This window comes from Listeria cossartiae subsp. cayugensis, assembly GCF_014229095.1.
In the GTDB taxonomy this organism is placed as follows: domain Bacteria; phylum Bacillota; class Bacilli; order Lactobacillales; family Listeriaceae; genus Listeria; species Listeria cayugensis.
On record NZ_JAARZC010000001.1, the window covers coordinates 982,685 to 1,009,327 of the forward strand.

Below are 26,643 nucleotides of genomic sequence, written 5' to 3' on the forward strand. Positions count from 1 at the left end.
GGGCGGATAGTTATTTTTTCATTACATTCATTAACATTGCTACATATGCTTGAGCACCAGTTTTAGTTAAATGGACGCCATCAGGAGCGAAGTACTGTGTTTGACCACTCGATTGTGAGTACCAATCAACGACAGTGACATTCGGTCTTGAAGCGGCGTTGGCGATACTCTTGTTAACATCGGATTGCCAACCACGAGGAACGCGTGTATTCACTAAATAAATGGTTGCTTTATCAAATTGCTCTAATAAGCTATCTAATTGATCTGCTGTGAAAGGACCATTCGTACCGAGTTCGAGAATAACCGAGCTACTTTCGGTATTAAATTTCTTATAGCCAGTAGCGGTTGTAATGGCATCTCGTAATTGTCGGCCAACAAGTCCATCAATTGTTACATTTGGAACAGCTTCTTTTAAGTAGGGTTCAATATCAAGCATTACCGAATCGCCAATTGCCACTGTTTGGGTAATTGTTGGTGTTGGAGCGACGGATTTATCTTTATTATCCGGTTCCTGCGTTTCGTCTTGTCCACTTGCTTTTTCTGTACTTGTTTCTGTATCTTTGGATGCTTCTTTTTCTTTTGCTGCTTTATCTTCTGTCTCTTTTTCTGTGTCTTTCTTCGTATCTGTCGTAGAAGTAGTTGTTTTAACGGAAGTCTGTTGTTTTTCAGCGTTTGTATTCACAGAAACGACATTGCTCATGCCAAGCGCGAATACGGCTAAAACAGCAACAAGGCCAGCAAGGCTTAACCATTTACCAACAGGTTTACTTTTCCAGACGAAGTAGTTTTTGTCTTTGAATCCTTTGAAATAGCTGATGAAACCATTTTTTCGGATTGGTGTTTCGATAAAACGAAATGATAATTCAGCAATAATAAATGTGGCAGCAACTTGTAGGATAGCTCGCCAAATATTAGGTTGTGTAAGTTCGACAACAGGTGTCGTTAATGTGATGATTGGATAGTGCCATAAGTAAATACCGTAAGAACGCGTCCCAATCCATCGAAGCGGTTTAAAACTGAAAATTTTGCTTAGATAGGAAGCGGGGTGAGAAATGGTCGCAATCATGATAACACCTAGAATTGCAACGAATAACAAGCCACCGCGGTATAAGAACGGTTGATATTCACTGACAAATGCTGTAAACAAGATAAAACCAAGAATACTAATTGTTCCAGCAATATTTAGAACTGCTTTACTTTTCTTTGGAACGACAGGGCTAAGACGAGTGAAAGGCCAAACGAATGCAAGTGCGCAACCTGCTAGCAAATCAAACGCTCTCGTATCAGTACCATAATAGACGCGGCTTGGATCCGTTCCTGGAACATACAAAATTGTCATCCAAATCGCGGAAAGAAGACCAAGTCCGATAACGATTTTTAAGAGAAGTTTCGGATTTTTGACCCATTTGAGAAAAACGAGTAAAAAAGCGGGCCAAATCATATAAAATTGTTCTTCAATGGCAAGTGACCATAAGTTTTTAAGTGGTGATGGAAGTCCAAATGAATCAAAGTAAGAAACATCGTGGAAAATAAACCACCAGTTACTAACGTAAAAGAATGAAGCAATTGCATCGCCGCGTAAGTTTTTTAAGATTTCCGGATGGAAGAAAACTGCGTAGATGACAACAACGACAATCATTACATAGACAGCAGGAATGAGTCGCCGAAAACGTCTAATCCAAAATTGTTTTAATTGAAGTGATTGTGTTTTTTCCCATTGTGTTAATAAAATGTTCGTAATTAAATAACCAGATAAGACGAAAAATATGTCTACGCCGATGAATCCACCTTTTGCCCAGCTGAAATTCAAATGGTAGGCGATTACAGCAATAACTGCGAGTGCTCGAAGTCCATCAATACTCGGAACATATTTTCTACTGTAGCGAGTAGTCCTTTTCAAAATAACATCTCCTATTTGTGATAAATAAATATGTGTGTAAACCTAGACAGAGATAGTAAAGAGATCTGTTTTTAGCTACATACTATAATACCATACATAAATCAAGAAGTAATTTAAAATGCTGAATTAATTGATAGTTTTTTTAAATTTGAGTATATTTACTTATTTTTGTTATAGTAAACATAAGTAAATAGTTTGGGGGGAAGCATTTTGACAGAAATATTTGCCCATCGTGGCAGTAGTGGAACGCATCCAGAAAATACATTGCCGGCTATAAAGGCGGCGATTTTAGCAGGAGCAGATGGAATTGAACTAGACGTCCATGTGCTTAAAAGTGGCGAATTAATCGTGATGCACGATGAACGTGTTGATAGAACAACAAATGGAACAGGTTTGCTGAAAGATTATACACATTATGAAGTGAAAAAATTGGTCATTGGTAAACGATTTTTCCGGAAGATTCGCGTGCCTACATTGGAAGAAGTGTTTAAGTTGGTCAATGGTACTGGGGTCACGCTTAATATTGAACTGAAAACAGACGTCTTTGAATATGCAGGAATTGAACAAAAAGTATTGAAGCTAGCTGGTAGATTTCCCGCGGTTAAATGTATGTATTCTTCTTTTAATCCGGATACGCTCATTCGTTTAAGAGAATTATCAAGCAAGGTTAAATTAGCGCTAATAACACATGAGAATTTGGACCGGGTATTATCATTACACGAAAAAATTCAACTAGATGCCGTACATCCACCACTCAAGGCAGCGAACAATCCAGTTCTTAGAGAAATCGCTGCACGTTATTGGACGGTTAACAAAGAAGAGGATATAACTCGCTTTTTAGAGCTAGGCGCTAAAGGAATGATGACAGACTTTCCTGAAAAAGCAGTAGCGCTAAGAAATAAGAAATAAAGCTCGTGAGCAAAACGCTTTCATTATAAAACGTTAAAAGCTATAATCATAGTAAGTTAATAAATATTATTGTCTGAGATTCGGAGAGACTGCAAAAGGCGAGCGCAATCGTCTTACTTTGCAGTCTCTTTTTTTGTTTTTAAAACTTAAAGCGTTTCAGTTAGATTGAAAAGTGGAAAAGTAATCAAGAAGGCATAATTCAGATGGTAAACAATTTGAAGGGGGCAAACAAAATGGTACAATTATTTTCAACATTTGACAGAGAAACAATCGAGAGAAATCTACAAGAAGAAAAATTTGATTTAGTTATCGTCGGTGGCGGGATTACAGGAGCAGGAATCGCTTTAGATGCAACTTCCAGAGGTATGAGCGTTGCACTTGTTGAAATGGGTGACTTTGCTAGCGGGACATCAAGTCGTTCTACAAAACTAGTCCACGGTGGTTTGAGATACTTGCAACAATTTGAAATTAAAGAAGTGGCAGATTTAGGAAAAGAGCGTGCCATTGTGTATGAAAATGGTCCACACGTAACGACTCCTGAATGGATGATGCTCCCATTTCATAAAGGTGGAAATATGGGTAAAACGACCGCTTCATTTGGTATTCGTTTATATGATTACTTAGCTGGTGTGAAGAAAAATGAACGCCGCAAAATTTTAAGTGCTAAAGAAACGTTAGCGAAAAATCCTTTCGTCAAAAAAGATGGCTTAAAAGGTTCAGGTTACTATGTTGAGTACCGGACGGATGATGCGCGCCTAACAATCGAAGTAATGAAAAAAGCAGTGGAACTTGGCGCAAATGCGATAAACTACACGAAAGCAGAACACTTCTTATATGATGATAACAAACAAGTAGTTGGCGTAACCGTAACCGACCGTTTATCTGGCAAAGCATACGATATCAAAGGGCACCGCGTTATCAATGCTGCAGGACCTTGGGTAGACAAAGTAAGAAAGTTAGATTATGCCACAAACAATAAACATTTACGCTTAACAAAAGGAATTCATTTAGTTATCGATAAACAAAAATTTCCGATGGAACAGGCCGTATACTTTGATACACCAGATGGTCGTATGGTCTTTGCAATCCCACGTGATAAAAAAGTCTATGTCGGAACTACAGATACTGTATATGATGAAGCAGTAATCAATCCAAAAGCGCTAGAATCCGACCATAATTATGTCATTAAAGCGATAAATTACATGTTCCCAGATGTGCATATCACTGAAAAAGATATCGAATCAAGCTGGGCTGGAGTTCGTCCACTTATCTATGAAGAAGGAAAAGACCCATCCGAAATTTCCCGTAAAGATGAAGTGTGGTTTTCCGAAAGTGGTTTAATTACAATGGCTGGCGGTAAACTAACTGGTTACAGAAAAATGGCCGAGAAATTATTAGATGACGTTTCCAAATCGCTTGCAAAAGAAACTGGTAAAAAATACAAAACAGTCCAAACTAAACATTTACCAATTTCCGGTGGGGATATCGGCGGCTCCGAACATTTAGAAGCATTCCTTTCCAAAAAAGCAAAAGAAGGAAACAATCGTTTTGGTTGGACACTAGAAGAAGGACGCGAAATAGCTAAACGCTTCGGTAGCAATATCGATCAATTATTTACTTACGCGCAAGAACACAAAGACCAACACGAAACCACATTACCAAACAGTTTGTATGCCGAACTTCGCTACTCAATCCAGCACGAAGCAGTAACAACACCTATCGATTTCTTGTTGCGCCGCACAGGATATTTACTATTCGATATGCCGTACTTGCTAGAATGGAAGGATGCTGTTATCGACGAAATGGCCAAACAATTCCACTGGCGCGACGAAGTAAAACAAACTTATATAGAAGAATTAAATATTCAAATTAACGACGCTAGAGAACCAGCTGATTGGCACGATAGATAATAATAATCGAAAAAGAGCGCACATTTTTCAAAGATGTGTGCTTTTTTATGAAAAAAATCATTTTCGCTATTTTCAAGAAACCTTTTTCATGGTACATTGATTACAGACGAAAAGGAGGTTTTTTTTTGAGCAAGATTCCTGTCATCGTCATCGTTGGCCCAACTGCTGTCGGTAAGACAAGTTTAAGTATTGAACTAGCGAAAAAGTTGGACGGGGAAATCATTAGTGGTGACTCTATGCAAGTTTACCAGGGCTTAGATATCGGTACCGCAAAAATCACACCGGAAGAGATGGATGGAATCAATCATTATCTCATTGATGTGACAGATCCTTCTGCGCCATTCACCGCAGCGAAATTCCAATCAGAAACGCGCAAGTGGATAGAGACCATACACCATGCTGGCAAAATGCCGATTATTGTTGGTGGAACTGGCCTTTATATTCAATCCGTTTTTTATGATTATGGTTTTGGGAACTCAAGCGAAGATAAGACTTACCGAGCACAATTAGAACCCTTAGACAAAACGGTTTTATGGCAAATGCTCGAACAACAAGATCCAGAAAGCGCGGCACAAATTCATGGAAACAATAAGCGCCGAGTGATTAGGGCATTAGAAGTGATGCATCTAACAGGAAAACCTTTCTCGGAATATCAAGTTCATAACGAACTAAATGCTACCTATAAACCGCTTTTCCTAGGACTTGATTTAGATAGAGAGCTGCTTTATGAGCGCATTAATCAACGCGTAGATCTCATGTTTGAACAAGGTTTAGTATCAGAAGCAAAAAAACTATATGATCAAAATTTAGTTGATGTTCCAGCGATTCGCGGCATTGGCTACAAAGAGCTATTTCCTTATTTTGAAGGGAATAGTACACTCGAAGAAGCAAAAGAATTGATTCAAAAAAACTCGCGGCATTTCGCGAAAAGGCAGTTAACATGGTTTAGGAATAGAATGGATATCGACTGGATTCCCGCGGGCGTTAAAGAGACTGAAACCGAAGCAATGAATAAAGTCAGAGCCTTTTTATCGGCTAAATAATGCTTTTCTGTTTGGTAGATAGAAATAAAGGGTATTTGAAATTAGCCAACCAATTGCACAATGGAACTTCATTGGGGTTTGGGAAATTTTTTAGTATAAGATAGAGATTGGAGAGGGAAATTATGAAACAAGGTGGACAAGGTTTACAGGACTATTACTTAAATCAATTGCGTAAGGAGAAAATTCTTGCAACCGTATTTTTAACAAACGGCTTTCAATTAAGAGGACGCGTTGTAAGTTTTGACAATTTTACCGTGCTACTAGATGTCGAAGGAAAACAACAACTTGTATTTAAACACGCAATTTCAACTTTCTCCCCGCAAAAGAATGTCGCTTTAAATCCTGATGCGGAATAAGTAACTTACTTAAAAGACAAGGAACTCGCTTTTTTGCGATGTTTCATGTCTTTTTTTTATGCGCAAAATATGCTACGATTAGTCTTGTCTGAAAAAGGGAGAAATGCTTGTGGAACGTGAAAAAATAATACTTGTAGGTGTCATTTTACCAAATAAAACAGAAGAAGCTTTTTGGAATTCTATGAATGAATTGCATAGCTTAGCGAAAACCGCAAATGGCGAAGTGGTCGATGAATTAATTCAAAAATTAGAACGTGTTAATCAAGCGTCATTCATTGGTTCCGGGAAATTGGAAGAGCTTGCTGCGCTAGTAGAAATGCATGAGGCAGATGTCGTTATTTTCAACAGCGAGCTCAGTGCTACGCAAGTGCGTAATATTTCAGGAGCAGTTGAAGCGCGAATTATCGACCGAACCCAATTAATTCTGGATATTTTTGCCATGCGAGCAAAATCCAAAGAAGGAAAGTTGCAAGTCGCCTACGCGCAGTATAAATACCTTTTACCACGGCTTAGCGGACAAGGCGTCTCGCTATCAAAACTCGGTGGAGGTATCGGATCAAGAGGTCCAGGTGAATCAAAATTAGAAATGGATAAGCGCCACATTCGTGAAAAAATGCATGATATAAAAGCGCAACTTACACATGTAGAGCAGCATCGTAAACGAATCATTGAACGCAGAAACACCCAATCGGTTTTTCGTTTTGGTTTAATTGGTTACACGAATGCGGGAAAATCAACCATTTTCAACCGCCTAACTAATGAAACAACTTTACAAGAAGATAAATTATTTGCAACATTGGATCCGACAACACGGAAAATCCGTTTTTCTGGCGGTTTTCAAGCACTTTTAACCGATACAGTAGGTTTTATTCAAGATTTACCAACAACACTCATCGCCGCATTTCGTTCTACTTTAGAAGAAACGGCAAATGTTGATGTATTGATTCATGTGGTCGATGCCTCGAATCCGGATTACTTACAACACGAAACAACTGTTATTTCTCTGCTAGAGGAATTGGAAATGAATCATCTGCCAACATTAGTTGTTTACAATAAAATGGATCAGGCGCCAGCTACTTTTGTGCCGGACCAACCAGAACATTTGCTGATTTCGGCGTTAGATTCATCGGCACCAGAAACAATCAAACAACGAATGATCGAATTAATCGAAAAAAATTGGACGTTCTTTACGCTGGAACTTTCAGAAGAAAAAGGAAAAGAGTTAGCGCAAATCAAACAACAGGCTTGGGTAACAAAACTTGAATATATCGAATCGAAACAATGTTACTATGTAGAGGGATACAAGCCAAGAAAGGAGTCCAGTAATGACTGATATACAAACAATCAGAAAAAAAGTCGAAGCGCAAATTGCTGACTTACAACATGAAACAGATGAAATTGCGGAATTTAATCAAGCGAAAGTATTGGACGCGTTTCAAGAAAATAAAGTAAGCGATTTTCATTTCCATCCATCAACAGGCTATGGTTATGATGATGAAGGTAGAGATACTTTAGAGCGCGTTTATGCAAGCGTGTTTAAAACAGAAGCAGCTCTTGTGCGGCCGCAAATTATTTCAGGAACACACGCGATTTCTACGGTATTATTTGGGATTCTTCGCCCGAAAGACGAATTACTCTATATTACAGGGCAACCATACGATACGTTAGAAGAAATTGTTGGAATGCGAAACCAAGGCCAAGGTTCTTTGAAAGATTTTCATATCGGCTATAATTCCGTACCGTTACAAGCAAATGGAGACGTGGATTTCCCGGCAGTGGCTGCAAAAATGACACCACATACGAAAATGATTGGCATTCAACGTTCCCGTGGTTACGCTAATAGACCTTCCTTTACCATTGAAAAAATAAAAGAAATGATTAGCTTCGTCAAAAATATTAATCCAGAAGTGGTCGTTTTTGTCGACAATTGTTATGGAGAATTTGCGGAATATTTGGAGCCTACTGAAGTTGGCGCTGACATTATCGCGGGTTCTTTAATCAAAAATCCTGGGGGCGGTTTAGCGAAAACGGGTGGTTACATTGCAGGAACAGAAGCATTGGTTGATTTATGCGGTTACCGTTTGACTACTCCGGGGATAGGGAGAGAAGCAGGCGCATCACTTTATAGTTTATTAGAAATGTATCAAGGTTTCTTTTTAGCGCCGCATGTTACTGCCCAAGCAATCAAGGGGGCGCGTTTTACAGCGGCTATGTTGGCAGAATTTGGCGTAGAAGCTGATCCAGTTTGGGATGCACCACGAACAGATTTAATCCAAAGCGTTTCCTTCCATGATAAAGAGAAAATGGTCGCTTTTGCTCAAGCTATCCAAGCAGCTTCCCCGGTAAATGCCCACGTTTTACCAATTGGGGCTTATATGCCAGGCTACGAAGATGACGTGATAATGGCAGCTGGGACATTTATTCAAGGTGCAAGCTTAGAACTAACAGCAGATGGTCCGATTAGAGAGCCTTATCAACTCTATGTACAAGGCGGTTTGACGTACGAACATATCAAAATCGCAGTCACTCGGGCAATCGAAAAAACATTATAAACAAGTAACATTAATATTCAAAAAATAATTTTAAATTTTTTACCGTGCTTTCATTAGTCACGGTTTTTTTATGTCGAAAAGCCTGGTATAGAAGGGATTATTCGTTATGTTAGATTATCTTACATAAATTTGACAAAACATCTGACGTACATTATAATGCAACTATCATCAAAAAAATAATTACATTTTGAGGGGGAATTGTCGTGAGTGAAAAGGAAATCCGGAGATCGATGCCGCTGTTTCCAATTGGGCCTGTGATGAAGCTAACCGATCTCACCGCTAGACAAATTCGCTACTATGAAGACCAAGGATTAATCCATCCGGCACGCAATCAAGGAAATCACCGTTTGTACTCACTTCAAGACATTGATGTTCTGCTAGAGATAAAAGATTATTTGAATGATGGTCTGAATATTGCGGGAATTAAGAAAATGTATCAAATGCAGCAAAAAGAATCCAAAGAACCTTTAACAGATGATGATGTCCGCAAAATACTTAGAAAAGAAATGCAGCAAGCCGGTCGCTTTGTAAAGCAAGATGCGACAGGGAAACAACAATTACCAAGGTTTTAAAAAGACAAGAAGAGGTATTTACTTTATTTAGAAGTTAATATAATTAGATTATTTAGGAGGAATTTAGATTATGGCAAAATATACAAAAGAAGACATTTTCCGCTTTGCAGATGAACAAAATGTAAAATTTATTCGTTTACAGTTCACGGATATTCTAGGAATAATTAAGAATGTGGAAATTCCTGTTAGCCAACTAAAGAAAGCACTAGATAACAAAATCATGTTTGATGGTTCCTCCATTGAAGGCTTTGTACGTATTGAAGAGTCGGATATGTATTTATTCCCAGATTTAGACACTTGGGTAGTATTCCCTTGGACAGCTGAAAAAGGAAAAGTTGCAAGAATGATTTGTGATATTTATAATCCTGATATGACACCTTTTGCAGGAGACCCGCGTGCTAACTTAAAACGTGTACTTAAAGAAATGGAAGAGCTAGGATTCACGGAGTTCAACTTAGGACCAGAGCCAGAATTCTTCCTATTCAAATTAGATGAAAATCGTCGTCCGACACTTGAATTAAATGATAGCGGTGGTTACTTCGATTTAGCACCAACAGATCTAGGCGAAAACTGTCGCCGTGATATCGTGCTTGAATTAGAAGAGATGGGCTTTGAAATCGAAGCATCTCACCATGAAGTAGCACCAGGGCAACACGAAATCGACTTTAAATATGAAGATGCGATTACAGCATGTGATAGCATCCAAACATTTAAATTAGTAGTTAAAACAATCGCTCGTAAACATGGTCTGCATGCGACATTTATGCCAAAACCACTATTTGGTGTGAATGGTTCTGGAATGCATTTCAATATGTCATTATTTAATGAAGACGGCAATGCTTTCTTCGATGAAAATGGCGAACTTGAATTAAGTCAAACAGCTTACCACTTCTTAGCTGGAATGTTAAAACATGCTCGTGGATATACGGCTGTTACAAACCCAACTATCAATTCATTCAAGCGTTTAGTTCCTGGATATGAAGCACCTTGTTACATTGCGTGGTCAGGTAAAAACCGTAGCCCGCTTGTACGTGTTCCAAGCTCCCGCGGACTAAGCACTCGTCTGGAATTACGTAGTGTTGATCCATCTGCTAATCCATATTTAGCAATGGCTGTCTTACTAAAAGCTGGTTTATCTGGAATTAAAGATGAATTAACTCCTCCAGCACCAGTTGACCGTAACATTTACGGCATGAACGAAGAAGAACGTGAAGCGACTGGTATTTATGACCTTCCAGAAAGCTTAGGCCACGCTTTAATCGAACTTGAAAAAGATGAGATTATTAAAGACGGTTTAGGTGAACACATTTTCGAACACTTTATTGAAGCGAAAACAATTGAGTGCGATATGTTCCGTACAGCGGTTCATCCGTGGGAACGCGAACAATATCTTGAAATCTATTAATTGTCAAAAGCTCGTTTCCTCATCGGAGGGAAACGAGCTTTTTTTGTGCGGAATCCAAAATCAAATGTTTGATGTTTGGTTGATTGAGGCATATATTTAAAAATGTGTTAGTAAAAGAAGGGAAAAGGGAAGAAATGCAAATTACTTTAGCTATTTTAGTTTTTGCAGTAACGCTTTTATTTGTTATTTGGCAGCCGAAAAACTTGTCGATTGGCTGGTCAGCTTGTGGTGGAGCGTTACTTGCTTTATTATTTGGCGTAGTTACTTTGCCAGATGTTGCAACGGTCACAGGGATTGTTTGGAATGCTACACTCGCGTTTATTGCTATTATTATTATTTCACTTATTTTGGATGAAATCGGATTTTTCGAGTGGGCTGCCCTGCATATGGCAAGGTTGGCAAATGGAAACGGCTTGTTGATGTTTGTGCTTATATCGATTTTGGGTGCTTTAGTTGCAGCGCTTTTTGCGAATGATGGTGCGGCTTTGATTTTAACACCAATTGTTTTAGCGATGGTGCGGGCGCTGAACTTTGATGAGAGAAAGGTATTTCCATTTATAATTGCTAGTGGATTTATTGCAGATACAACGTCATTGCCGTTAGTAGTTAGTAATTTAGTGAATATTGTTTCGGCCGATTTCTTTGGTATTAGTTTTTCACAGTATGCGCTTATTATGTGGATTCCAACGGTGTTTTCCTTGGTGGCGAGTATTGTTGTTTTATACATATATTTCCGAAAAGCGTTACCTAGAAAATATGATACGAGCGGAATTCGAGAGCCAGCATCTGCGCTTAAAGATAAGAAAATGTTTCGTATTTCATGGGGGATACTTGTTATCCTTGTAGCTGGCTATTTTTTGAGCAGTTTTTTAGGAATTCCAGTATCGTTTATTGCTTTGTTAGTTGCGTTTATCTTTTTATTAGTTGGTGCCAAGAGTCATGCAGTTTCCACCAAATCCATTTTAAAAGGGGCGCCTTGGAATATTGTGTTTTTCTCTGTGGGGATGTATGTGGTGGTGTATGGTTTGCAAAATGCAGGGATTACCAACTTATTAGCAGAAGTTATTTCTTATGTTGCCGATTTCGGATTATTTGCTGGTACTATCGGAATGGGTTTTATCGCCGCGCTACTTTCATCTGTTATGAACAACTTGCCTACCGTGATGATAAACGCGCTTGCTATTGATCACACTTCCTTTACTGGAGTGATGAAAGAAGCGTTAGTGTATGCCAACGTTATTGGATCCGACTTAGGCCCGAAAATAACGCCGATTGGTTCACTTGCGACCTTGCTTTGGCTACATGTGTTAGCTCAGAAAGGCATAAAAATAAGCTGGGGATCCTACTTTAAAATAGGAATTGTAATAACGATTCCAGTATTATTTATTACGCTCGTAGGTCTCTATATTTCATTGTTAATTTGGAACTAAAAAATCCCTGTGCACAACTTGCACAGGGATTTTTATTATGCCTTATAAAGAACGTGTGGTTTAAGCGGATCACCATTTACTAAAGCTGGGTGTTGGAAAGTAGCTATCTTAGTAAAATGGATTTTTTTCATCACTTGTTCTGAAGGCTTATTTAAGGTTGCTGTGAAACTATATATTTCGTCAAATGAGGTGTGTTCGTTCGCATATGCAAGTGCGCCGAGTGCGGCTTCTGTTGCATAGCCTTGATTCCACACGCTGCTCTTTAAACGCCAACCAATTTCGATGCAAGGTGTAAATTCTGCTTCGAACGTAGCCTCATGAAATCCGGTGAATCCAATAAATTCGCCAGTAGTTTTTTCTTCGATTGCAAAAAGGCCGTATCCGAGGGAAGTTAGTTCTTTTTGATTCCTATCTAGCAGTGCATTGCTTTCTTTTGTAGTTAATAGGGCTGGGAAGTATTTCATCACTTCTTCATCTGCGTTCATTTGACTAAAAGGAAGGTAATCACTTGCTACATAATCTCTTGCGATAAGTCGTTCAGTTTCAAAATAAATCAAGCTAACAACCACCTGTTCCTTAGCGGATATCTCGATAAAGTCCGATTACTTTTCCAAGAATCGTCACATTATTTAAAAGGATAGGTTCTAAAGCATCATTCTCGGGTTGTAATCTAAAATGATTTGCTTCTTTATAGAATCGTTTACAGGTTGCTTCGTTTTCGTCCGTCATTGCAACCACGATTTCGCCATTTATTGCGGAACTTTGTTGTCTAACAATTACTTTGTCGCCGTCAAGAATTCCGGCGTTAATCATGCTTTCGCCGTCAATTTCTAACATAAAGACGTTGGTTTCTCCAGCTGCCATGTATTCTGGTAGTGGGAAATATTCATCAATGTTTTCGATGGCTGTGATGGGCATTCCGGCAGTTACTTTCCCGATAATAGGAATATTTACTACATTTGGTGTTTCTGCTTCATCTTCTAAAGATAATATTTCAATTGCACGAGGCTTTGTTGGGTCACGTCTGATTAGGCCTTTACCTTCAAGGCGAGCAAGATGTCCATGAACAGTCGAGCTGGAAGCAAGACCGACAGCTTCACCGATTTCCCGTACGGAAGGTGGATAACCTTTTTCTTTTACTTCTGATTTAATAAATTCATATATATCTTGTTGGCGTTTAGATATTTTCATGGTTTCACCTCATTAAATTAATGGTTATTTTATAATTCAAGTATAGCAAAAGAAAACCCAATATGCAAACAAAGGTTCGTTTTTTATTGACATACACGAACAGTTGTTCTATAATATAGAAAAGCGAACATACATTCTTTTTGGAGGGATTATTAATGACTTTGAAATTAATTTGGGATAAATTTTATGTTTCTATCATATTTGTACTTACTTGCATCGTTCTGGGGATTATTTTAATGTGCACAGTAGTTGGCGGGGGAAAAGATTATTCAGAGGTAAATGTAAATGAAGGCGATTCGTTATGGGCTCTAGCAGACAAGTATGCTGGTAAGAGCGACATGGCCAAAGCAGATTTTGTTTCCTGGGTAGAAAAAGAAAATAATCTTTCGGATGGTCATGTAGAAGCTGGGGATTCTGTTGTAATTCCAGTCCACAAAACAAAGTTGTTAAAGAGTGACAGCACGATTCAATTAGCAAACCAGTAAGGTCGTTTTAGTGACCGTTTATGATACAATAGTAGAAAGTGGCATTTTGCTGCTTTCTTATTTTTATAATTTTGAAGAAAAGGATGAAGTGCTATGCTAGAAAAAGCTAAAATAGATCGTATTAATGAGCTTTCTAAAAAGAAAAAAGCGGGAACTCTTACTGCCGCAGAAAAAGTAGAGCAAGATAAATTACGCAAAGAGTATATCAAATCATTTCGTGCTCACATGAAAGGCACGATTGAGAATACAACAATTATTGACCCTAATGGAAAAGATGTAACGCCGCACAAAGTAAAACAACTCAGAAAAAACAAGAACCAATAATTAGTACCAAATAAACATTTTCGCGCAAATGAACAAAAATACCAATCAATTAAGCAATTTAAAGCAATTATTAGTTGTGTTAATTGTTTTTTAGGCTTATTATTAAAAGTAGTTAAAATTATATTGAAGAGAGGATGTTTCATTTGTTCGATAACACAGATAGTTTAGCAGTCAATACAATTCGTACTTTATCAATGGACGCAATTCAAAAAGCAAATTCTGGTCATCCAGGATTACCGATGGGAGCAGCACCAATGGCTTATGCACTTTGGTCGCGCGTTTTAAAAACAAATCCTAAGAATTCACATTGGTTCAATCGAGACCGTTTTGTACTTTCTGCAGGACATGGTTCGATGCTTTTATATAGTTTATTACATTTAAGTGGATTTAAATTAGAATTAGAAGATCTTAAAAACTTCCGTCAATGGGAAAGTAAAACGCCAGGTCACCCGGAATATCGTTATACGGATGGTGTTGACGCAACTACTGGTCCACTTGGTCAAGGTATTGCGATGGCTGTTGGTATGGCTATGGCAGAAAGACATTTGGAAGCAAAATATAATCAAGATGGTTTCCCGGTGGTAGACCATTATACTTATGCATTATGTGGAGATGGCGACTTAATGGAAGGTGTTGCTTCTGAAGCGGCTTCTTACGCAGGTCACCAACAATTGGGGAGATTAGTCGTTTTATATGATTCCAATGATATTTCTCTAGATGGTGATTTAGACAAATCTTTCTCTGAAAATGTAAAACAACGCTTTGAAGCTTATGGTTGGGAGCATTTATTAGTAAAAGATGGTAATGATACAGCTGAAATTCTAGCTGCAATTGAAAAAGCGAAACAAAATACTTCACAACCAACAATGATCGAAGTGAAAACAGTCATTGGTTTCGGTGCTCCTAATGAAGGTACTAGCAAAGTGCATGGTGCTCCGCTAGGTGATGAAGGCATTTTGGCAGCGAAAAAAGCTTACGGATGGAACTACGAAGAAAAATTCTTTGTTCCAGAAGAAGTTACTGCTCGTTTCAAAGAAACAATTGGCGAACGTGGCGAAAAAGCAGAAGCTGAGTGGAATGAATTATTTGCTTCTTATAAAGCAAAATACCCAGAACTTGCACAACAATTAGAAGATAGCTTAAACCATAAATTACCTGCTGATTGGGATGCCGATTTGCCAGTGTATGATGATTCCAAAGCACTTGCTAGCCGTGCTTCAAGTGGAGAAGTTATCAATGCATTAGCTGGAAAAATTCCAACTATTTTTGGTGGATCAGCTGACCTTGCTGGTTCTAATAATACAACAATCAAGACAGATGGTGAATTTACAAAAGCAACTCCAGGTGAAAGAAATATTTGGTTTGGTGTTCGTGAATTTGCAATGGGTGCAGCGTTAAATGGTATGGCACTTCATGGTGGTCTTCAAGTATACGGTGGAACATTCTTCGTATTCTCTGACTATGTGCGTGCAGCAATTCGTTTATCCGCTATCCAACATTTACCTGTAACATATGTTATGACACATGACAGTATTGCAGTAGGAGAAGATGGCCCGACACATGAGCCAGTCGAACAACTTGCAAGCTTACGTGCAATGCCAGGACTTTCTGTTATCCGTCCGGCTGATGGAAATGAAGTTGTGGAAGCTTGGAAACTAGCGATCACATCTACATCCACACCACACGTACTTGTGCTTACTCGTCAAGGTCTACCAACTTTACCAAATTCTGCTAAATTAACTGCAGAAGGCGTTAAAAAAGGTGCTTATGTTATCTCTCCGGCGAAAGGTGATGTACCAGAAGCAATCATCCTTGCAAGTGGTTCCGAAGTTAACTTAGCTGTGGAAGCGCAAAAAGAACTTCAAGCACAAGGAACAGATGTATCGGTTGTAAGTGTGCCATCATTTGATCTATTTGAACAACAATCTGCGGAGTACAAAGAAAGTGTTCTACCAAATGCTGTTAGAAAACGTGTAGCAGTAGAAATGGGCGCTAGCTTTGGATGGGAACGCTATGTTGGTTTAGATGGAAAAGTTATTGGAATCGACAAATTTGGTGCTTCTGCTCCAGGCGAAACAGTAATTAAGAATTATGGCTTTACTGTAGAAAACGTTGTTAATACAGTAAAATCACTTTAATTAAACAATCAGACCGTTGCTAGTTTTTCTAGCGCGGTCTGTTTTTTTATGCTTTTATAGATTGCGCAGTGGTGCCATTAATGTTATAATTACGAGGTTGTTTGCAGCTTTTATTGATAAATTGATCTAGATGATATGATTTCTTGAAAAGTATTGTCTGTTTAATATAAATCAAGTACAATAAAAGAGGATTTTGTTTCAAGGAGGAGAAAAGAGACTATGTGGATTTACATTCTTGTCGGCATTATTTGTTTACTAGCTGGTCTTGCGGGAGGATTCTTTATTGCAAGACGTTACATGATGAGCTATTTAAAAAACAATCCGCCAATTAACGAACAAATGTTACAAATGATGATGGCGCAAATGGGTCAAAAACCATCACAAAAGAAAATCAATCAAATGATGAGCGCAATGAACAAACAGCAAGAAAAAGAAAAACCAAAAAAAGCTAAGAAATAATCTTTTTAACAAAGTAAAGCCCCTTCTATCCAAGTAGAAGGGGCTTTTTTATTAGTTTTTAGTTGCAGATATAATTAACATCATCGGACGGCGGTATTCATCTTGCATTTCTGGCAAATCTTTTAACTCGGGAGCTGGTTCTGGTTCGATGACGCTGTTAATTTGGAAGCCGTTTTTTAGCAGTGTTTGGATATAGGTGGTGAGGGTGCGATGATATTTTTGGACATCTTCACCTAGAAAATGACTTGTGCGTATCGATTCGGTGAAATAACGGTCGACGGGCCAGTGTAATTTGTTGCCAGCTTCATCTGTATACCAATCTTGGCGACCATCCGCTGTAAATACCGGATGCTCTACAGAGAAAATAAAGGAGCCGCCCGTTTTTAAGTTAGTGTGAACTTTTTGACAGATGTCGTTAAAAGAAGCGACATAATGAAGCGCAAGGGAGCTAAGGATGATATCGTAAGTTTCTGGTTCGATGTCGATATCTTCCATTGCTTTTTGCTCATAATGGACTACGGATGAGGTTGTCTTTTGTTTTGCTTCGGCTAACATTCGTTCGGATAAATCGATGCCAAGAACTTTTTTTGCACCGTGCTCAGCTGCGTAAATGCAGTGCCAACCAAATCCGCAACCTAAATCAAGTACTACTTTTTGATGAAAATCAGGGAGTAGCTTTTTAAATTCATGCCATTCTCCGGCTGCTTTTAGCCCTTCTTTGGAACGGGGCATTTGGCTATATTGTTCGAAAAATTGTTTGTCATCATATTTATTTTCTTTCATGTTTGTTCCTCTTTTCTTAAATTAATCAGATGCTTGGCTGAATTCTTTATCTAAGAAGAGGTGAGCAAGGCCGCTCACTTGTTTTAAGCGTAAGATTTCATTGGCATCCATTCCAATATTTTTCATAATCCAACTATCGGACATGCCGCTATCTGTTAGTTCGCTAACTATATTCGACATTAATTCGACATTATGATATCCGCGTGCTCGATTATGGCGAATAGTCGATGCCATCCGGTTTACGGTATCTTTTTCTAAAATGACAACCGGAAGAAATTCATTTTCCCGTTCGCGTATCCGTTTTGAGGTAGTCATAATTGTGTACCGATGAAACCCGTCTATTATTTCATATTTATCTGTGTTTTCCAAGGGATAGCAGACAATTGGTTGGGTAAAACCGTCTTCCCAAATTGATTTTTCAAGTAGTTTTAATTCGACGGCGGGAACGGTATTGGGATTATAATTATTTGCTTGAAGTTTCGAGTAGTGAATGGGTGTGACACTATATACCGGGCTTTTATAATTCATTTTATCACCTCATAAAATATTATTATATTTCTCTAATGCGTTTTTTCGTTTCTCTAATTCTAATTTTGTTTGACCGAATCCCATATATTTGCAGGTATAATCATTTTTTAAAATGGCGATACACATTCGTTTATATGTAGGGACACTGGCGAATTCTTTGATTTTTAGGTCGTCAGGATATTCTTTAAAACGAACGATTTCCATTGGGTTTGTATAGACGCGATTGCTTTTTGGTGTGCCGAGGAAATCTGCTTGGACATCTAAATTTTTTAATTCTTCCACTGTTTCTACTTTTAAGGCACCACCTTTTTCGGTCCAGTAGGTGATGCTCGTTTTAAATTTTTTTAAATAACGTTCTCTTGTGTAGCTTGGTAGGGTGGTCAGTAGGAATTCTAAATATGATTTCCACGTGTGATTTTCCGGTAGTTTAATTTCTTTCCAAGCCATTGCGGAAGTACCGCCGTATATCGCAGTAAAATTAGCGCCATTTACTCTGCCGACGAGCTTGGACCAAAGATCTGGTTCAATAACGCGATATAGTTTAAGACTTTCTTTTGCGGAATCGTTAAAAGGGCTTGCAACACGCATATCGTGGACGGTTAGGCCGGCTTGGTAAAATAAGTCATAAATTTTATTGTAAGACCAATTGAATTTAGCATTTGCAACCCAAACATCTTCTACATGCCAGTCGTGGATGGGATAGGCATTAAAGATATTTTTGGAGATTTCGGTAGTCCAATTGTATGCTTGATACATGCGCTCTTTTTTATGAATAGCATTATAGCGATTTAGCGATTCTTGCTGACGAATGCCAATTAAAGCGATCGTTTTTTTGGCGTTGTTTTTAGTATGTAGCCATTGAATGATTTTTTTATTAAATTCGTAATCCCAAAGATTTTCAAAATCAAAATCGAATGGGGCGTTATCTTCATTAATCACGTGCGGAAAAGTAGGCATTTCTCTTACCCAAATAGCTTGCTTGGACTTTTCCCATGGTTTCCAGTGATCCGTGAACATCGATACAGCTGATTGTGCTGCGATAGGGAGGCAACACCAAAGTGGTTCGATAATATCTAAATTAGAAGTTAGCATTTCTGTAACAAAATCAGTCGTGGCAGAGTACTGGCCTTCATAATCCAAATGGTAAACATAAACTTTCCTGCGAATATTATTTTTACGCATATAATCAATCAAAAGGTGGAGCATGACCCCGCTATCTTTACCACCTGAAAAGGAGACGATGATATTATCAAACTCGGAAAAAATTACTTCCATTCTTTCTTGGGAAGCATCAAAGACTGTCTTAGAAAGCATCCATTATCACCTCAAAAGAATTTTTTTGTGAGAGCTCTTTTTTGAATTCTTGCAATAGGTTCGTTTTTTTAGAAATATTTGTGTCGATAAGGGAGTCGAGGCCGACGTTTCCGCTTAAATCATGGTAGTAGCAGTCTTGCGTTTGGCCTGTTCGGTAAATACGTCTTTCGGATTGGTCGCGCTGTGAATAATCAAATGTTTTATCGAAGTAAATAATTTGGTTATAAAATTGTAAATTGAGTCCATAAGAAGATTTGGCGAAAGTAGTAATTTTGACATTAGGAAATGCTTTTTGTAAGGCTTCTTCTGAACGTTTATATTTACAAAAAATAATGGTTGTTTCTTCTTTTCCGGCTACTAGAGATTCGGTAATAGTGAACTTTTCAGAGGAGAGGCAATAACAATGTTGCATTACTTGGGACATTTCTAAAAAGTTAATATTTATGGTGTATGCCGCTGCTTTTTGGAGATAATCATCTTTAATTTCGTAATATTGCTTTAAAAACGCTTCATCGATGGAAAAATCATGGCGAATATAATGCCATTTGATTGCTAATTCATGTGAAGAACTAAAAATAAAAGGGGAGATTAATTCATAGAGATAATCTAAATTATGATATTTTTTAATGATGTCCATCGATTGCTGCTTCGTTTGCGTTAGTTGTGTAATTGTTACATATTCACAAAATGTCTTTTTGAACTGCGAAAAACTTAGATTTAATATTTTGGGGGATAAAAATTCTAGTTGAGACCATAAATCTAAAATATTTCGACTGAGTGGAGTTCCATTCATAATTAACTTGTACTTTGCAAAGCGGGAAAGTTTGATGGCTCGCTGTGTTCGAAGCGCATGGATATTTTTAATTTTTAAACTTTCATCCATTATAATGTAGCTATTAGTTGATTTTTTGAGTTTTTCTCGACAATAGAGATATAAACGATCTGAGTTTGAGAGGGATTCGATACCGATAATTTCTTGCGGAAAATCATAACCCCATTTGCGTATTTCGGCTGCGAGGTTCTCTTTGGTTTGGAAGGGGGTAATCCATAAAACATAATCTGGTTTCACATCACTGATTAATTCGCAAGCTACACGCGTTTTCCCACTGCCGGGTCGCATAAATAATGCGCCAACTTTATATTTTTTAAGTTTTTGTAGAGCTTGTTTTTGATTATCTAATAAGGTCATGTTGAATTATCACATCTTTTTCTATTTTTTTAGGGATATGTGTGCGAACTTTAATAATGCTTTCATTTACTTTTTTTGTTTGGAAAAATTGCATTATCGCTTCGCTTTCTTGCTTGAAAAGGAGTAACATTTTCGCGGCACTAATTTCTTTTTTTTCGGTATGTTTTTTTAGAAAGAAGTTCCACGTGTCTGGAAAATAGAAATAACTGTACTCAGGTGAAATAGAAAATACCATTTTTTTCGGGAGCAAGAAAAAATAACCTTGAAATTCACTTTTTGAAGGCATTTCAATAATGGTTTGTTTGTCCCATTGTTCTACACGTTCGCTATATATATAAATTTTGTGCCATTTTACCATTTAAATCGAATACTCCTATGTATTTTGTCATTTTAGTTTATTTTTATCTATTTATGCGTTTATTTTATCACAAATTATGTTGGTGTATAAGGTAATATCCTTTAAATAGCGGGAGAAAAATTTGAAATTGGGGTAGTTTTATTTATATTTTTAAATGTTTTTTTATTTTTTGGTAGAAAACACTTTTGTAATAGCCAGCTTTTTAGTAGAATAGATAATGGTGGATGGAAAACTCTTCTATCTATGAATAGAATATGAAATTGGAGGCTATTATGGATACCCCAGATTATAAACGAGTTGTATTAAAATTAAGCGGTGAAGCACTTGCCGGAAATGATGGCTTTGGAATTAACCCGAGCGTGGTCAATTTGATTTCTGCTCAAATCAAAGAAGTAGTAGAATTAGGAGTAGAGGTAGCTATCGTTGTTGGCGGCGGAAATATCTGGCGCGGTAAACTTGGTAGTGAAATGGGAATGGACCGTGCAGCAGCTGACCAAATGGGTATGCTTGCGACTATCATGAATTCCTTGTCTTTACAAGATTCCCTTGAAAATATCGGAGTAGCAACACGTGTGCAAACTTCCATTGATATGCGTCAAATTGCGGAACCGTACATTCGTCGTAAAGCGATTCGTCATCTTGAAAAAGGTCGCGTCGTTATCTTTGCAGGTGGAACAGGTAACCCGTACTTCTCCACAGATACAGCGGCAGCACTTAGAGCAGCCGAAATCGAAGCTGATGTTATCTTAATGGCGAAAAACAATGTGGATGGTGTCTACAATGCCGATCCAAAACTAGATGAAAATGCGAAAAAATACGAAGAACTATCTTACCTTGATGTGATTAAAGAAGGTTTAGAAGTTATGGATACAACTGCATCGTCTCTAAGCATGGACAATGACATTCCATTAATCGTCTTCTCATTTACAGAACAAGGCAACAATATTAAACGCGTTATTTTAGGTGAAAAAATCGGAACTACTGTTAGGGGGAAAAAATAATGAGTAAAGAAGTATTATCGAAATCCAAAGAAAAAATGGAAAAAGCAGAACAAGCGTTAACAAGACAATTAGGTACAATCCGCGCTGGACGTGCGAATGCATCACTTCTTGACCGTTTATCTGTAGATTATTACGGAGCTGCTACACCAGTTAACCAAATGGCTTCTATCAGCGTTCCAGAAGCTAGAATGTTACTTATTACACCTTATGATAAAACTATTTTAGGTGAAATCGAAAAAGCAATTTTGAAATCAGACTTAGGTTTGACTCCAAATAACGATGGATCTGTGCTACGTTTAACAATTCCACAATTAACGGAAGAACGTCGTAAAGAGTTAGTTAAAGAAGTGAAAAAAGAAGCGGAGGAAGCGAAAGTTGCTGTCCGTAACATTCGTCGTGAAGCTAATGAAGAACTGAAAAAATTAGAAAAAAGTGGCGATATAACAGAAGACGATTTGCGTTCTTATGGTGAAGACGTTCAAAAATTAACGGACGAAAGCATCAAGAATATCGATAACATCACGAAAGACAAAGAAGCGGAAATCTTAGAAGTTTAATTGATACTTTTCAAATAGTAACAAATAGGGTTAAACACCTTTTAAGTTGAAGTGACATTCCTAATTCTTTCCATATGTGTTGGGTTAGGAATGTTTTTTAATGGGCAATTCCATCTCTCTCATGAAAATCTCATCTGTTCACATGGAATTTTTAGTACATTAATTGATTCTTTTTTGTTATTATAGGTATAGACATGCTCTAAGAAGTGTATCAATTGGAGGATTTATGATGTTTAAAAAGCTATTTCGACAAGATGAAAATATATTAAATAGTGAACTTGCAGAAGATTTACCAATTCCGCGCCATGTTGCGATTATCATGGACGGGAATGGAAGATGGGCAAAAAAACGTTTCTTACCGAGAATTGCCGGGCATAAAGAAGGTATGGATGTCGTGAAGCGCGTGACACGTTATGCGAATGCAATTGGTATTGATGTGCTAACGCTCTATGCATTTTCAACTGAAAACTGGAAACGACCTACAGATGAAGTGGATTTTTTAATGAAACTACCTGTAGAATTTTTTGACTCTTTTGTACCAGAGTTGATTGAAGAAAATGTTCGTGTTAATGTGATGGGGTACCGGGAAAATCTACCTGATCATACGATGCGTGCTGTTGAGAAAGCTATTGCTGATACAGCGCATTGTACTGGGCTTACGCTTAATTTTGCGCTTAACTATGGTGGACGTTCCGAAATCATCACCGCTGCAAAAGAAGCAATGAAAGAGTTAGTTCGAGAAGGGAAGTCATCAGAAGACTTAACGGAAGACTTGTTGAATGATCATTTGATGAGTAGTGGATTAGGCGATCCTGATTTGTTAATTCGTACTAGTGGTGAGTTACGATTAAGTAATTTTATGCTTTGGCAACTTGCGTATAGCGAGTTTTATTTTACAGAAACACATTGGCCTGATTTTTCCAAAGAAGATTTTTTACAGGCGATTATTGAATATCAAAACCGGTCGCGTCGTTTCGGAGGGCTCTAGGGAGGAAAAAAGATTGAAAACGAGAATTATTACTGCAGTTGTTGCGCTTATATTTTTTATTCCATTCGTTGTCTACGGGGGAATTCCATTTGAATTATTAAGTATTTTACTTGCAACAATCGCTTTATATGAAGTACTTGTAATGACAAAGCAACGAATTTTTTCGATGAATGGAATAATTACATTACTATTGATGTGGTTAGTTGTCGTGCCAGATAGATATTTGGCCTTTTTAGGTACACTTCATATTACAGAAATGGAAGTTATTTTTATTTTAATGGCGCTCTTACTTGCGAATACAGTGTTTTCGCGAAACAAATTCCATTTTGATCAAGTAGGGATTTGTATGGTTGCGGCTTTTTATACAGGATTTGGTTTCCATTACTTGGCGCTTACTCGTGAAGCTGGATTAATGTATGTGCTCTTTGCTTTACTTATTGTTTGGTCAACCGATACGGGGGCTTATTTTATTGGAAGAGCAATTGGAAAACACAAATTAGCTCCGAATGTTAGCCCAAATAAGACGGTTGAAGGTTTCGTTGGCGGGATTATTTGTGCGCTTGTATTTGCAGGTGGTTTTTATTATTTTGCAGAACTACCAGGAAATATCGCGCTAGTTTTAGCACTTTTAGTATTTCTATCTATTTTTGGACAGCTTGGAGATTTGGTCGAATCAGCTTTGAAACGCTTCTATGGTGTAAAAGATTCTGGGAAAATCTTGCCTGGACACGGTGGTATTTTAGACCGTTTTGACAGCTTGTTATTCGTTTTACCTCTGCTACATATACTTCAAATTATTTAATTGGAGATGGGATAATGAAGAAAATTATTTTACTAGGTGCAACTGGTTCTATTGGAACACAAACGCTAGCAATTATTCGTGAAAACCCGGAAAAATTTCAACTTGTTGCGCTTAGTTTTGGGCGTAATATGGAACGGGGGAGAGCGATTATCCAAGAATTCAAGCCGAAAATGGTTGCTGTTTGGCATACGCGAGATCGTGTGGCGCTAGAAGCAGAATTTCCAAATGTGAAGTTTTATAACGGTTTGGAAGGGCTTAGGGAAGTGGCAACCTATTTAGACGGTGATGTGCTGTTAAACGCGGTGATGGGTAGCGTTGGATTACTACCTACTTTAGATGCGATTGAAGCGGGCAAAGCGATTGCGATTGCAAATAAGGAAACACTTGTCACTGCTGGTCATTTAGTGATGCGTGCGGCGAAAGAAAAAAACGTTTCGCTATTACCTGTTGATAGTGAACATTCTGCTATTTTACAAGCATTAAACGGAGAAAATCCAGAAAGAATAGAGAAATTAGTTTTGACAGCGAGCGGTGGGAGTTTCCGTGATAAAACGCGGGAACAACTAAGCGAAGTTACAGTGAAAGAGGCTTTAAAACATCCGAATTGGAACATGGGAAACAAATTAACGATTGATTCCGCAACGATGTTCAATAAAGGCTTAGAAGTAATGGAAGCGCACTGGCTGTTTGGGGTAAGTTATGATGATATTGAAGTAGTTATTCAGCGCGAAAGTATTATTCATTCGATGGTACAGTTTGTGGATGGAAGTTTCATTGCGCAACTTGGTACGCCAGACATGCGGATGCCGATTCAATATGCTTTAACCTATCCTGATAGACTCTTTATACCGTATGAAAAAGAATTCCGGATTACCGATTTTTCCGCACTTCATTTTGAAAAAGTGGATTATGAAAGATTTCCGGCATTGAAACTCGCGTATAATGCTGGTAAAATAGGTGGAACAATGCCGACAGTTTTAAATGCGGCAAATGAAATTGCTGTTGCTGGCTTTTTAAATGGACAGGTGGCTTTTTATAATATCGAAGCGCTTGTTGAAAACGCAATGAACCGTCATACTAGCATTTCTGACCCTGACTTGGACACCATTCTACAAGTTGATCAAGAAACACGCGCGTATGTAAAGACACTTTTATAGAGGTGAAGCTATTTTGACAACTATTATTGCTTTTATTTTCGTATTCGGACTGATTGTATTTTTCCATGAACTAGGACATTTCCTTTTTGCGAAACGTGCTGGCATTATGGTAAAAGATTTTTCAATTGGGTTTGGACCGAAAATTTTTGCTTATCGTAAAAAAGAAACACAATATACGATTCGCTTGCTGCCGATTGGTGGTTATGTTCGGATGGCTGGGGAAGATGGCGAAGAAATTGAGCTAAAACCTGGTTACCGAGTAGGGCTTGAATTAACTCCAGAAGAAACAGTTAGCAAAATTATCGTTAATGGTAAAGATCAATACGTCAACGCGCAACCTATCGAAGTATCGCTCTGTGATTTAGAGAAAGAGCTTTTCATCGAAGGTTACGAAGACTACGACGATACGAAAAAAGTCCGTTATCAAGTAGAGCGTGACGCGCTTGTTATTGATGGTAAGATTGAAACAATGATTACGCCGTTTGACCGTTCTTTTAATGCAAAATCATTAGGGAATCGGGCAATGACTATTTTTGCTGGACCACTTTTTAACTTTATTCTAGCTATTTTAATTTTTACTGCATTAGCTTTTGTTCAAGGAGGCGTTCCGAGCTCGGACAATACGCTTGGAAATGTTCTGCCGGACGGGGCTGCTGCAGAAGCTGGTCTGAAAAAAGGGGACGAGGTTCTTTCTATCAACGGAAAAGACATGAAATCTTGGACAGATATTGTGCAAAGCGTTTCAGAAAACCCGGGAAAAACACTTGATTTCAAAGTGGACCGCGATGGAAAAACGCAAGATATTGATGTAAAACCAGCAACACAAGAAGAAAATGGTAAAAAAGTGGGGAAAATCGGGGTAGAAACGCCGATGGATACTTCATTTACTGCTAAAATAACCAACGGATTTACGCAAACATGGAATTGGATCGTTCAAATATTTACGATTCTTGGAAATATGTTTACAGGTGGATTTTCACTTGATATGCTAAATGGCCCAGTGGGGATTTACACAAGTACACAACAAGTCGTTCAATATGGCTTTATGACTGTACTGAACTGGACAGCTGTTTTAAGTATTAACCTAGGAATTGTTAACTTGCTACCGTTACCAGCACTTGATGGTGGACGTTTGATGTTCTTCTTATATGAACTCGTTCGTGGTAAACCAATCGATCCTAAAAAAGAAGGCATTATCCATTTTGCTGGATTTGCACTTTTGATGGTTCTGATGATTCTTGTGACATGGAACGATATTCAACGAGCATTTTTCTAAAAAGAGAAAGACTAAT

General features: G+C 38.0%; 27 protein-coding genes. 19 read left to right on the plus strand and 8 right to left on the minus strand.

Annotation, left to right across the window (positions count from 1 at the left end; genetic code table 11):
• Positions 1-10: 10 nt before the first annotated feature.
• Positions 11-1,900 carry an acyltransferase family protein gene (locus tag HCB49_RS05010; RefSeq protein WP_185604278.1) on the minus strand — a complete coding sequence of 630 codons (1,890 nt, stop codon included), beginning with the start codon at positions 1,898-1,900 and terminating at the stop codon, positions 11-13.
• Between the two features lie 210 nt (positions 1,901-2,110).
• Between HCB49_RS05010 and HCB49_RS05015 the strand changes: the two genes are divergently transcribed.
• The 9 genes from HCB49_RS05015 to HCB49_RS05055 all read left to right on the plus strand — a co-directional run bounded on the left by HCB49_RS05015 (position 2,111) and on the right by HCB49_RS05055 (position 12,077).
• A complete protein-coding gene (locus tag HCB49_RS05015) occupies positions 2,111-2,809 on the plus strand; it encodes a glycerophosphodiester phosphodiesterase (protein WP_185604279.1) in 699 nt (232 codons plus the stop codon).
• A gap of 233 nt (positions 2,810-3,042) precedes the next feature.
• Positions 3,043-4,719, plus strand: a complete 1,677-nt coding sequence (locus HCB49_RS05020) for a glycerol-3-phosphate dehydrogenase/oxidase (RefSeq protein ID WP_185604280.1) — start codon at positions 3,043-3,045, stop codon at positions 4,717-4,719.
• Between the two features lie 125 nt (positions 4,720-4,844).
• Entirely contained in the window at positions 4,845-5,762 is a 918-nt protein-coding gene (miaA, locus tag HCB49_RS05025; protein WP_185604281.1) for a tRNA (adenosine(37)-N6)-dimethylallyltransferase MiaA, read from the plus strand.
• Between the two features lie 122 nt (positions 5,763-5,884).
• Complete coding sequence (gene hfq / locus HCB49_RS05030; RefSeq protein ID WP_003719566.1) at positions 5,885-6,118, plus strand: RNA chaperone Hfq; 234 nt, start codon at positions 5,885-5,887, stop codon at positions 6,116-6,118.
• A gap of 109 nt (positions 6,119-6,227) precedes the next feature.
• On the plus strand, positions 6,228-7,451 hold the full coding sequence (gene hflX, locus HCB49_RS05035; protein WP_185604282.1) for a GTPase HflX: 1,224 nt from the start codon (positions 6,228-6,230) through the stop codon (positions 7,449-7,451).
• On the plus strand, positions 7,444-8,670 hold the full coding sequence (locus HCB49_RS05040) for a methionine gamma-lyase family protein (protein ID WP_185604283.1): 1,227 nt from the start codon (positions 7,444-7,446) through the stop codon (positions 8,668-8,670). Before hflX ends, HCB49_RS05040 begins: the two co-directional genes overlap by 8 nt.
• Positions 8,671-8,873: 203 nt before the next feature.
• Positions 8,874-9,242 (plus strand): MerR family transcriptional regulator, encoded by a 369-nt coding sequence (locus tag HCB49_RS05045; protein ID WP_003719570.1) that lies wholly within the window; start codon positions 8,874-8,876, stop codon positions 9,240-9,242.
• Positions 9,243-9,312: 70 nt separating this feature from the next.
• Positions 9,313-10,647 carry a type I glutamate--ammonia ligase gene (gene glnA, locus HCB49_RS05050; RefSeq protein WP_185395973.1) on the plus strand — a complete coding sequence of 445 codons (1,335 nt, stop codon included), beginning with the start codon at positions 9,313-9,315 and terminating at the stop codon, positions 10,645-10,647.
• Between the two features lie 134 nt (positions 10,648-10,781).
• Complete coding sequence (locus HCB49_RS05055; protein WP_185604284.1) at positions 10,782-12,077, plus strand: arsenic transporter; 1,296 nt, start codon at positions 10,782-10,784, stop codon at positions 12,075-12,077.
• Between the two features lie 35 nt (positions 12,078-12,112).
• Here HCB49_RS05055 and HCB49_RS05060 read toward each other — a convergent pair whose 3' ends face one another.
• Both HCB49_RS05060 and lexA read right to left on the minus strand, forming a co-directional pair.
• The gene (locus HCB49_RS05060) at positions 12,113-12,634 is read right to left on the minus strand and encodes a GNAT family N-acetyltransferase (RefSeq protein WP_185604285.1); all 522 of its coding nucleotides are present in this window, start codon (positions 12,632-12,634) and stop codon (positions 12,113-12,115) included.
• Positions 12,635-12,653: 19 nt separating this feature from the next.
• A complete protein-coding gene (gene lexA, locus HCB49_RS05065; protein ID WP_003723438.1) occupies positions 12,654-13,268 on the minus strand; it encodes a transcriptional repressor LexA in 615 nt (204 codons plus the stop codon).
• A 155-nt stretch (positions 13,269-13,423) separates the two neighbouring features.
• Here lexA and yneA point away from each other — a divergent pair, with 155 nt between their 5' ends.
• The 4 genes from yneA to HCB49_RS05085 all read left to right on the plus strand — a co-directional run bounded on the left by yneA (position 13,424) and on the right by HCB49_RS05085 (position 16,674).
• Positions 13,424-13,753, plus strand: a complete 330-nt coding sequence (yneA, locus tag HCB49_RS05070) for a cell division suppressor protein YneA (RefSeq protein WP_185395970.1) — start codon at positions 13,424-13,426, stop codon at positions 13,751-13,753.
• Between the two features lie 93 nt (positions 13,754-13,846).
• A complete protein-coding gene (locus HCB49_RS05075) occupies positions 13,847-14,077 on the plus strand; it encodes a DUF896 domain-containing protein (RefSeq protein WP_185604286.1) in 231 nt (76 codons plus the stop codon).
• 143 nt (positions 14,078-14,220) lie between these two features.
• Positions 14,221-16,215: a transketolase gene (gene tkt / locus HCB49_RS05080; protein ID WP_185479985.1), complete on the plus strand. Its 1,995-nt coding sequence runs from the start codon at positions 14,221-14,223 to the stop codon at positions 16,213-16,215.
• A gap of 219 nt (positions 16,216-16,434) precedes the next feature.
• Positions 16,435-16,674 (plus strand): YneF family protein, encoded by a 240-nt coding sequence (locus HCB49_RS05085; RefSeq protein WP_003723442.1) that lies wholly within the window; start codon positions 16,435-16,437, stop codon positions 16,672-16,674.
• A gap of 51 nt (positions 16,675-16,725) precedes the next feature.
• Here the strand turns inward: HCB49_RS05085 and HCB49_RS05090 are convergent, their stop codons facing one another.
• Genes HCB49_RS05090 through HCB49_RS05110 form a run of 5 tightly spaced genes read right to left on the minus strand, consistent with a single transcriptional unit; the run spans position 16,726 to position 20,846 of the window.
• Entirely contained in the window at positions 16,726-17,457 is a 732-nt protein-coding gene (locus HCB49_RS05090; protein WP_185604287.1) for a class I SAM-dependent methyltransferase, read from the minus strand.
• Between the two features lie 21 nt (positions 17,458-17,478).
• Positions 17,479-17,985 carry an IbrB-like domain-containing protein gene (locus HCB49_RS05095; RefSeq protein ID WP_185604288.1) on the minus strand — a complete coding sequence of 169 codons (507 nt, stop codon included), beginning with the start codon at positions 17,983-17,985 and terminating at the stop codon, positions 17,479-17,481.
• Positions 17,986-17,994: 9 nt separating this feature from the next.
• Positions 17,995-19,299, minus strand: coding sequence for a phosphoadenosine phosphosulfate reductase (locus HCB49_RS05100; protein ID WP_185604289.1), 1,305 nt, complete (start codon positions 19,297-19,299; stop codon positions 17,995-17,997).
• Positions 19,289-20,488: an SNF2-related protein gene (locus HCB49_RS05105; RefSeq protein WP_185604290.1), complete on the minus strand. Its 1,200-nt coding sequence runs from the start codon at positions 20,486-20,488 to the stop codon at positions 19,289-19,291. Before HCB49_RS05105 ends, HCB49_RS05100 begins: the two co-directional genes overlap by 11 nt.
• Positions 20,472-20,846: a hypothetical protein gene (locus HCB49_RS05110; RefSeq protein WP_185479980.1), complete on the minus strand. Its 375-nt coding sequence runs from the start codon at positions 20,844-20,846 to the stop codon at positions 20,472-20,474. Before HCB49_RS05110 ends, HCB49_RS05105 begins: the two co-directional genes overlap by 17 nt.
• 272 nt (positions 20,847-21,118) lie before the next feature.
• Here HCB49_RS05110 and pyrH point away from each other — a divergent pair, with 272 nt between their 5' ends.
• The 6 genes from pyrH (at position 21,119) to rseP (ending at position 26,627) form a co-directional block, all read left to right on the plus strand.
• Complete coding sequence (gene pyrH, locus HCB49_RS05115) at positions 21,119-21,847, plus strand: UMP kinase (RefSeq protein WP_003723449.1); 729 nt, start codon at positions 21,119-21,121, stop codon at positions 21,845-21,847.
• Positions 21,847-22,404, plus strand: a complete 558-nt coding sequence (gene frr / locus HCB49_RS05120) for a ribosome recycling factor (protein WP_185391270.1) — start codon at positions 21,847-21,849, stop codon at positions 22,402-22,404. The genes pyrH and frr overlap by 1 nt, the downstream gene beginning before the upstream one ends.
• Before the next feature lie 229 nt (positions 22,405-22,633).
• A complete protein-coding gene (gene uppS, locus HCB49_RS05125) occupies positions 22,634-23,392 on the plus strand; it encodes an undecaprenyl pyrophosphate synthase (protein WP_185399068.1) in 759 nt (252 codons plus the stop codon).
• 13 nt (positions 23,393-23,405) lie between these two features.
• Positions 23,406-24,194, plus strand: coding sequence for a phosphatidate cytidylyltransferase (locus HCB49_RS05130; protein WP_185479979.1), 789 nt, complete (start codon positions 23,406-23,408; stop codon positions 24,192-24,194).
• A 14-nt stretch (positions 24,195-24,208) separates the two neighbouring features.
• Complete coding sequence (locus HCB49_RS05135) at positions 24,209-25,351, plus strand: 1-deoxy-D-xylulose-5-phosphate reductoisomerase (protein ID WP_185604291.1); 1,143 nt, start codon at positions 24,209-24,211, stop codon at positions 25,349-25,351.
• A gap of 13 nt (positions 25,352-25,364) precedes the next feature.
• Positions 25,365-26,627: an RIP metalloprotease RseP gene (gene rseP / locus HCB49_RS05140; RefSeq protein ID WP_185502162.1), complete on the plus strand. Its 1,263-nt coding sequence runs from the start codon at positions 25,365-25,367 to the stop codon at positions 26,625-26,627.
• The last annotated feature ends 16 nt before the right edge of the window (positions 26,628-26,643 follow it).

Bases quoted from the DNA above. Each gene is read 5' to 3' on its own strand.
- HCB49_RS05020 (WP_185604280.1), top strand. From the start codon at position 3,043: ATGGTACAATTATTTTCAACATTTGACAGAGAAACAATCGAGAGAAAT.
- hfq (WP_003719566.1), top strand. From the start codon at position 5,885: ATGAAACAAGGTGGACAAGGTTTACAGGACTATTACTTAAATCAATTG.
- HCB49_RS05040 (WP_185604283.1), top strand. From the start codon at position 7,444: ATGACTGATATACAAACAATCAGAAAAAAAGTCGAAGCGCAAATTGCT.
- glnA (WP_185395973.1), top strand. From the start codon at position 9,313: ATGGCAAAATATACAAAAGAAGACATTTTCCGCTTTGCAGATGAACAA.
- HCB49_RS05055 (WP_185604284.1), top strand. From the start codon at position 10,782: ATGCAAATTACTTTAGCTATTTTAGTTTTTGCAGTAACGCTTTTATTT.
- lexA (WP_003723438.1), bottom strand. From the start codon at position 13,268: ATGAAAATATCTAAACGCCAACAAGATATATATGAATTTATTAAATCA.
- yneA (WP_185395970.1), top strand. From the start codon at position 13,424: ATGACTTTGAAATTAATTTGGGATAAATTTTATGTTTCTATCATATTT.
- HCB49_RS05075 (WP_185604286.1), top strand. From the start codon at position 13,847: ATGCTAGAAAAAGCTAAAATAGATCGTATTAATGAGCTTTCTAAAAAG.
- HCB49_RS05085 (WP_003723442.1), top strand. From the start codon at position 16,435: ATGTGGATTTACATTCTTGTCGGCATTATTTGTTTACTAGCTGGTCTT.
- HCB49_RS05090 (WP_185604287.1), bottom strand. From the start codon at position 17,457: ATGAAAGAAAATAAATATGATGACAAACAATTTTTCGAACAATATAGC.
- HCB49_RS05095 (WP_185604288.1), bottom strand. From the start codon at position 17,985: ATGAATTATAAAAGCCCGGTATATAGTGTCACACCCATTCACTACTCG.
- HCB49_RS05100 (WP_185604289.1), bottom strand. From the start codon at position 19,299: ATGCTTTCTAAGACAGTCTTTGATGCTTCCCAAGAAAGAATGGAAGTA.
- HCB49_RS05105 (WP_185604290.1), bottom strand. From the start codon at position 20,488: ATGACCTTATTAGATAATCAAAAACAAGCTCTACAAAAACTTAAAAAA.
- HCB49_RS05110 (WP_185479980.1), bottom strand. From the start codon at position 20,846: ATGGTAAAATGGCACAAAATTTATATATATAGCGAACGTGTAGAACAA.
- pyrH (WP_003723449.1), top strand. From the start codon at position 21,119: ATGGATACCCCAGATTATAAACGAGTTGTATTAAAATTAAGCGGTGAA.
- frr (WP_185391270.1), top strand. From the start codon at position 21,847: ATGAGTAAAGAAGTATTATCGAAATCCAAAGAAAAAATGGAAAAAGCA.
- uppS (WP_185399068.1), top strand. From the start codon at position 22,634: ATGTTTAAAAAGCTATTTCGACAAGATGAAAATATATTAAATAGTGAA.
- HCB49_RS05135 (WP_185604291.1), top strand. From the start codon at position 24,209: ATGAAGAAAATTATTTTACTAGGTGCAACTGGTTCTATTGGAACACAA.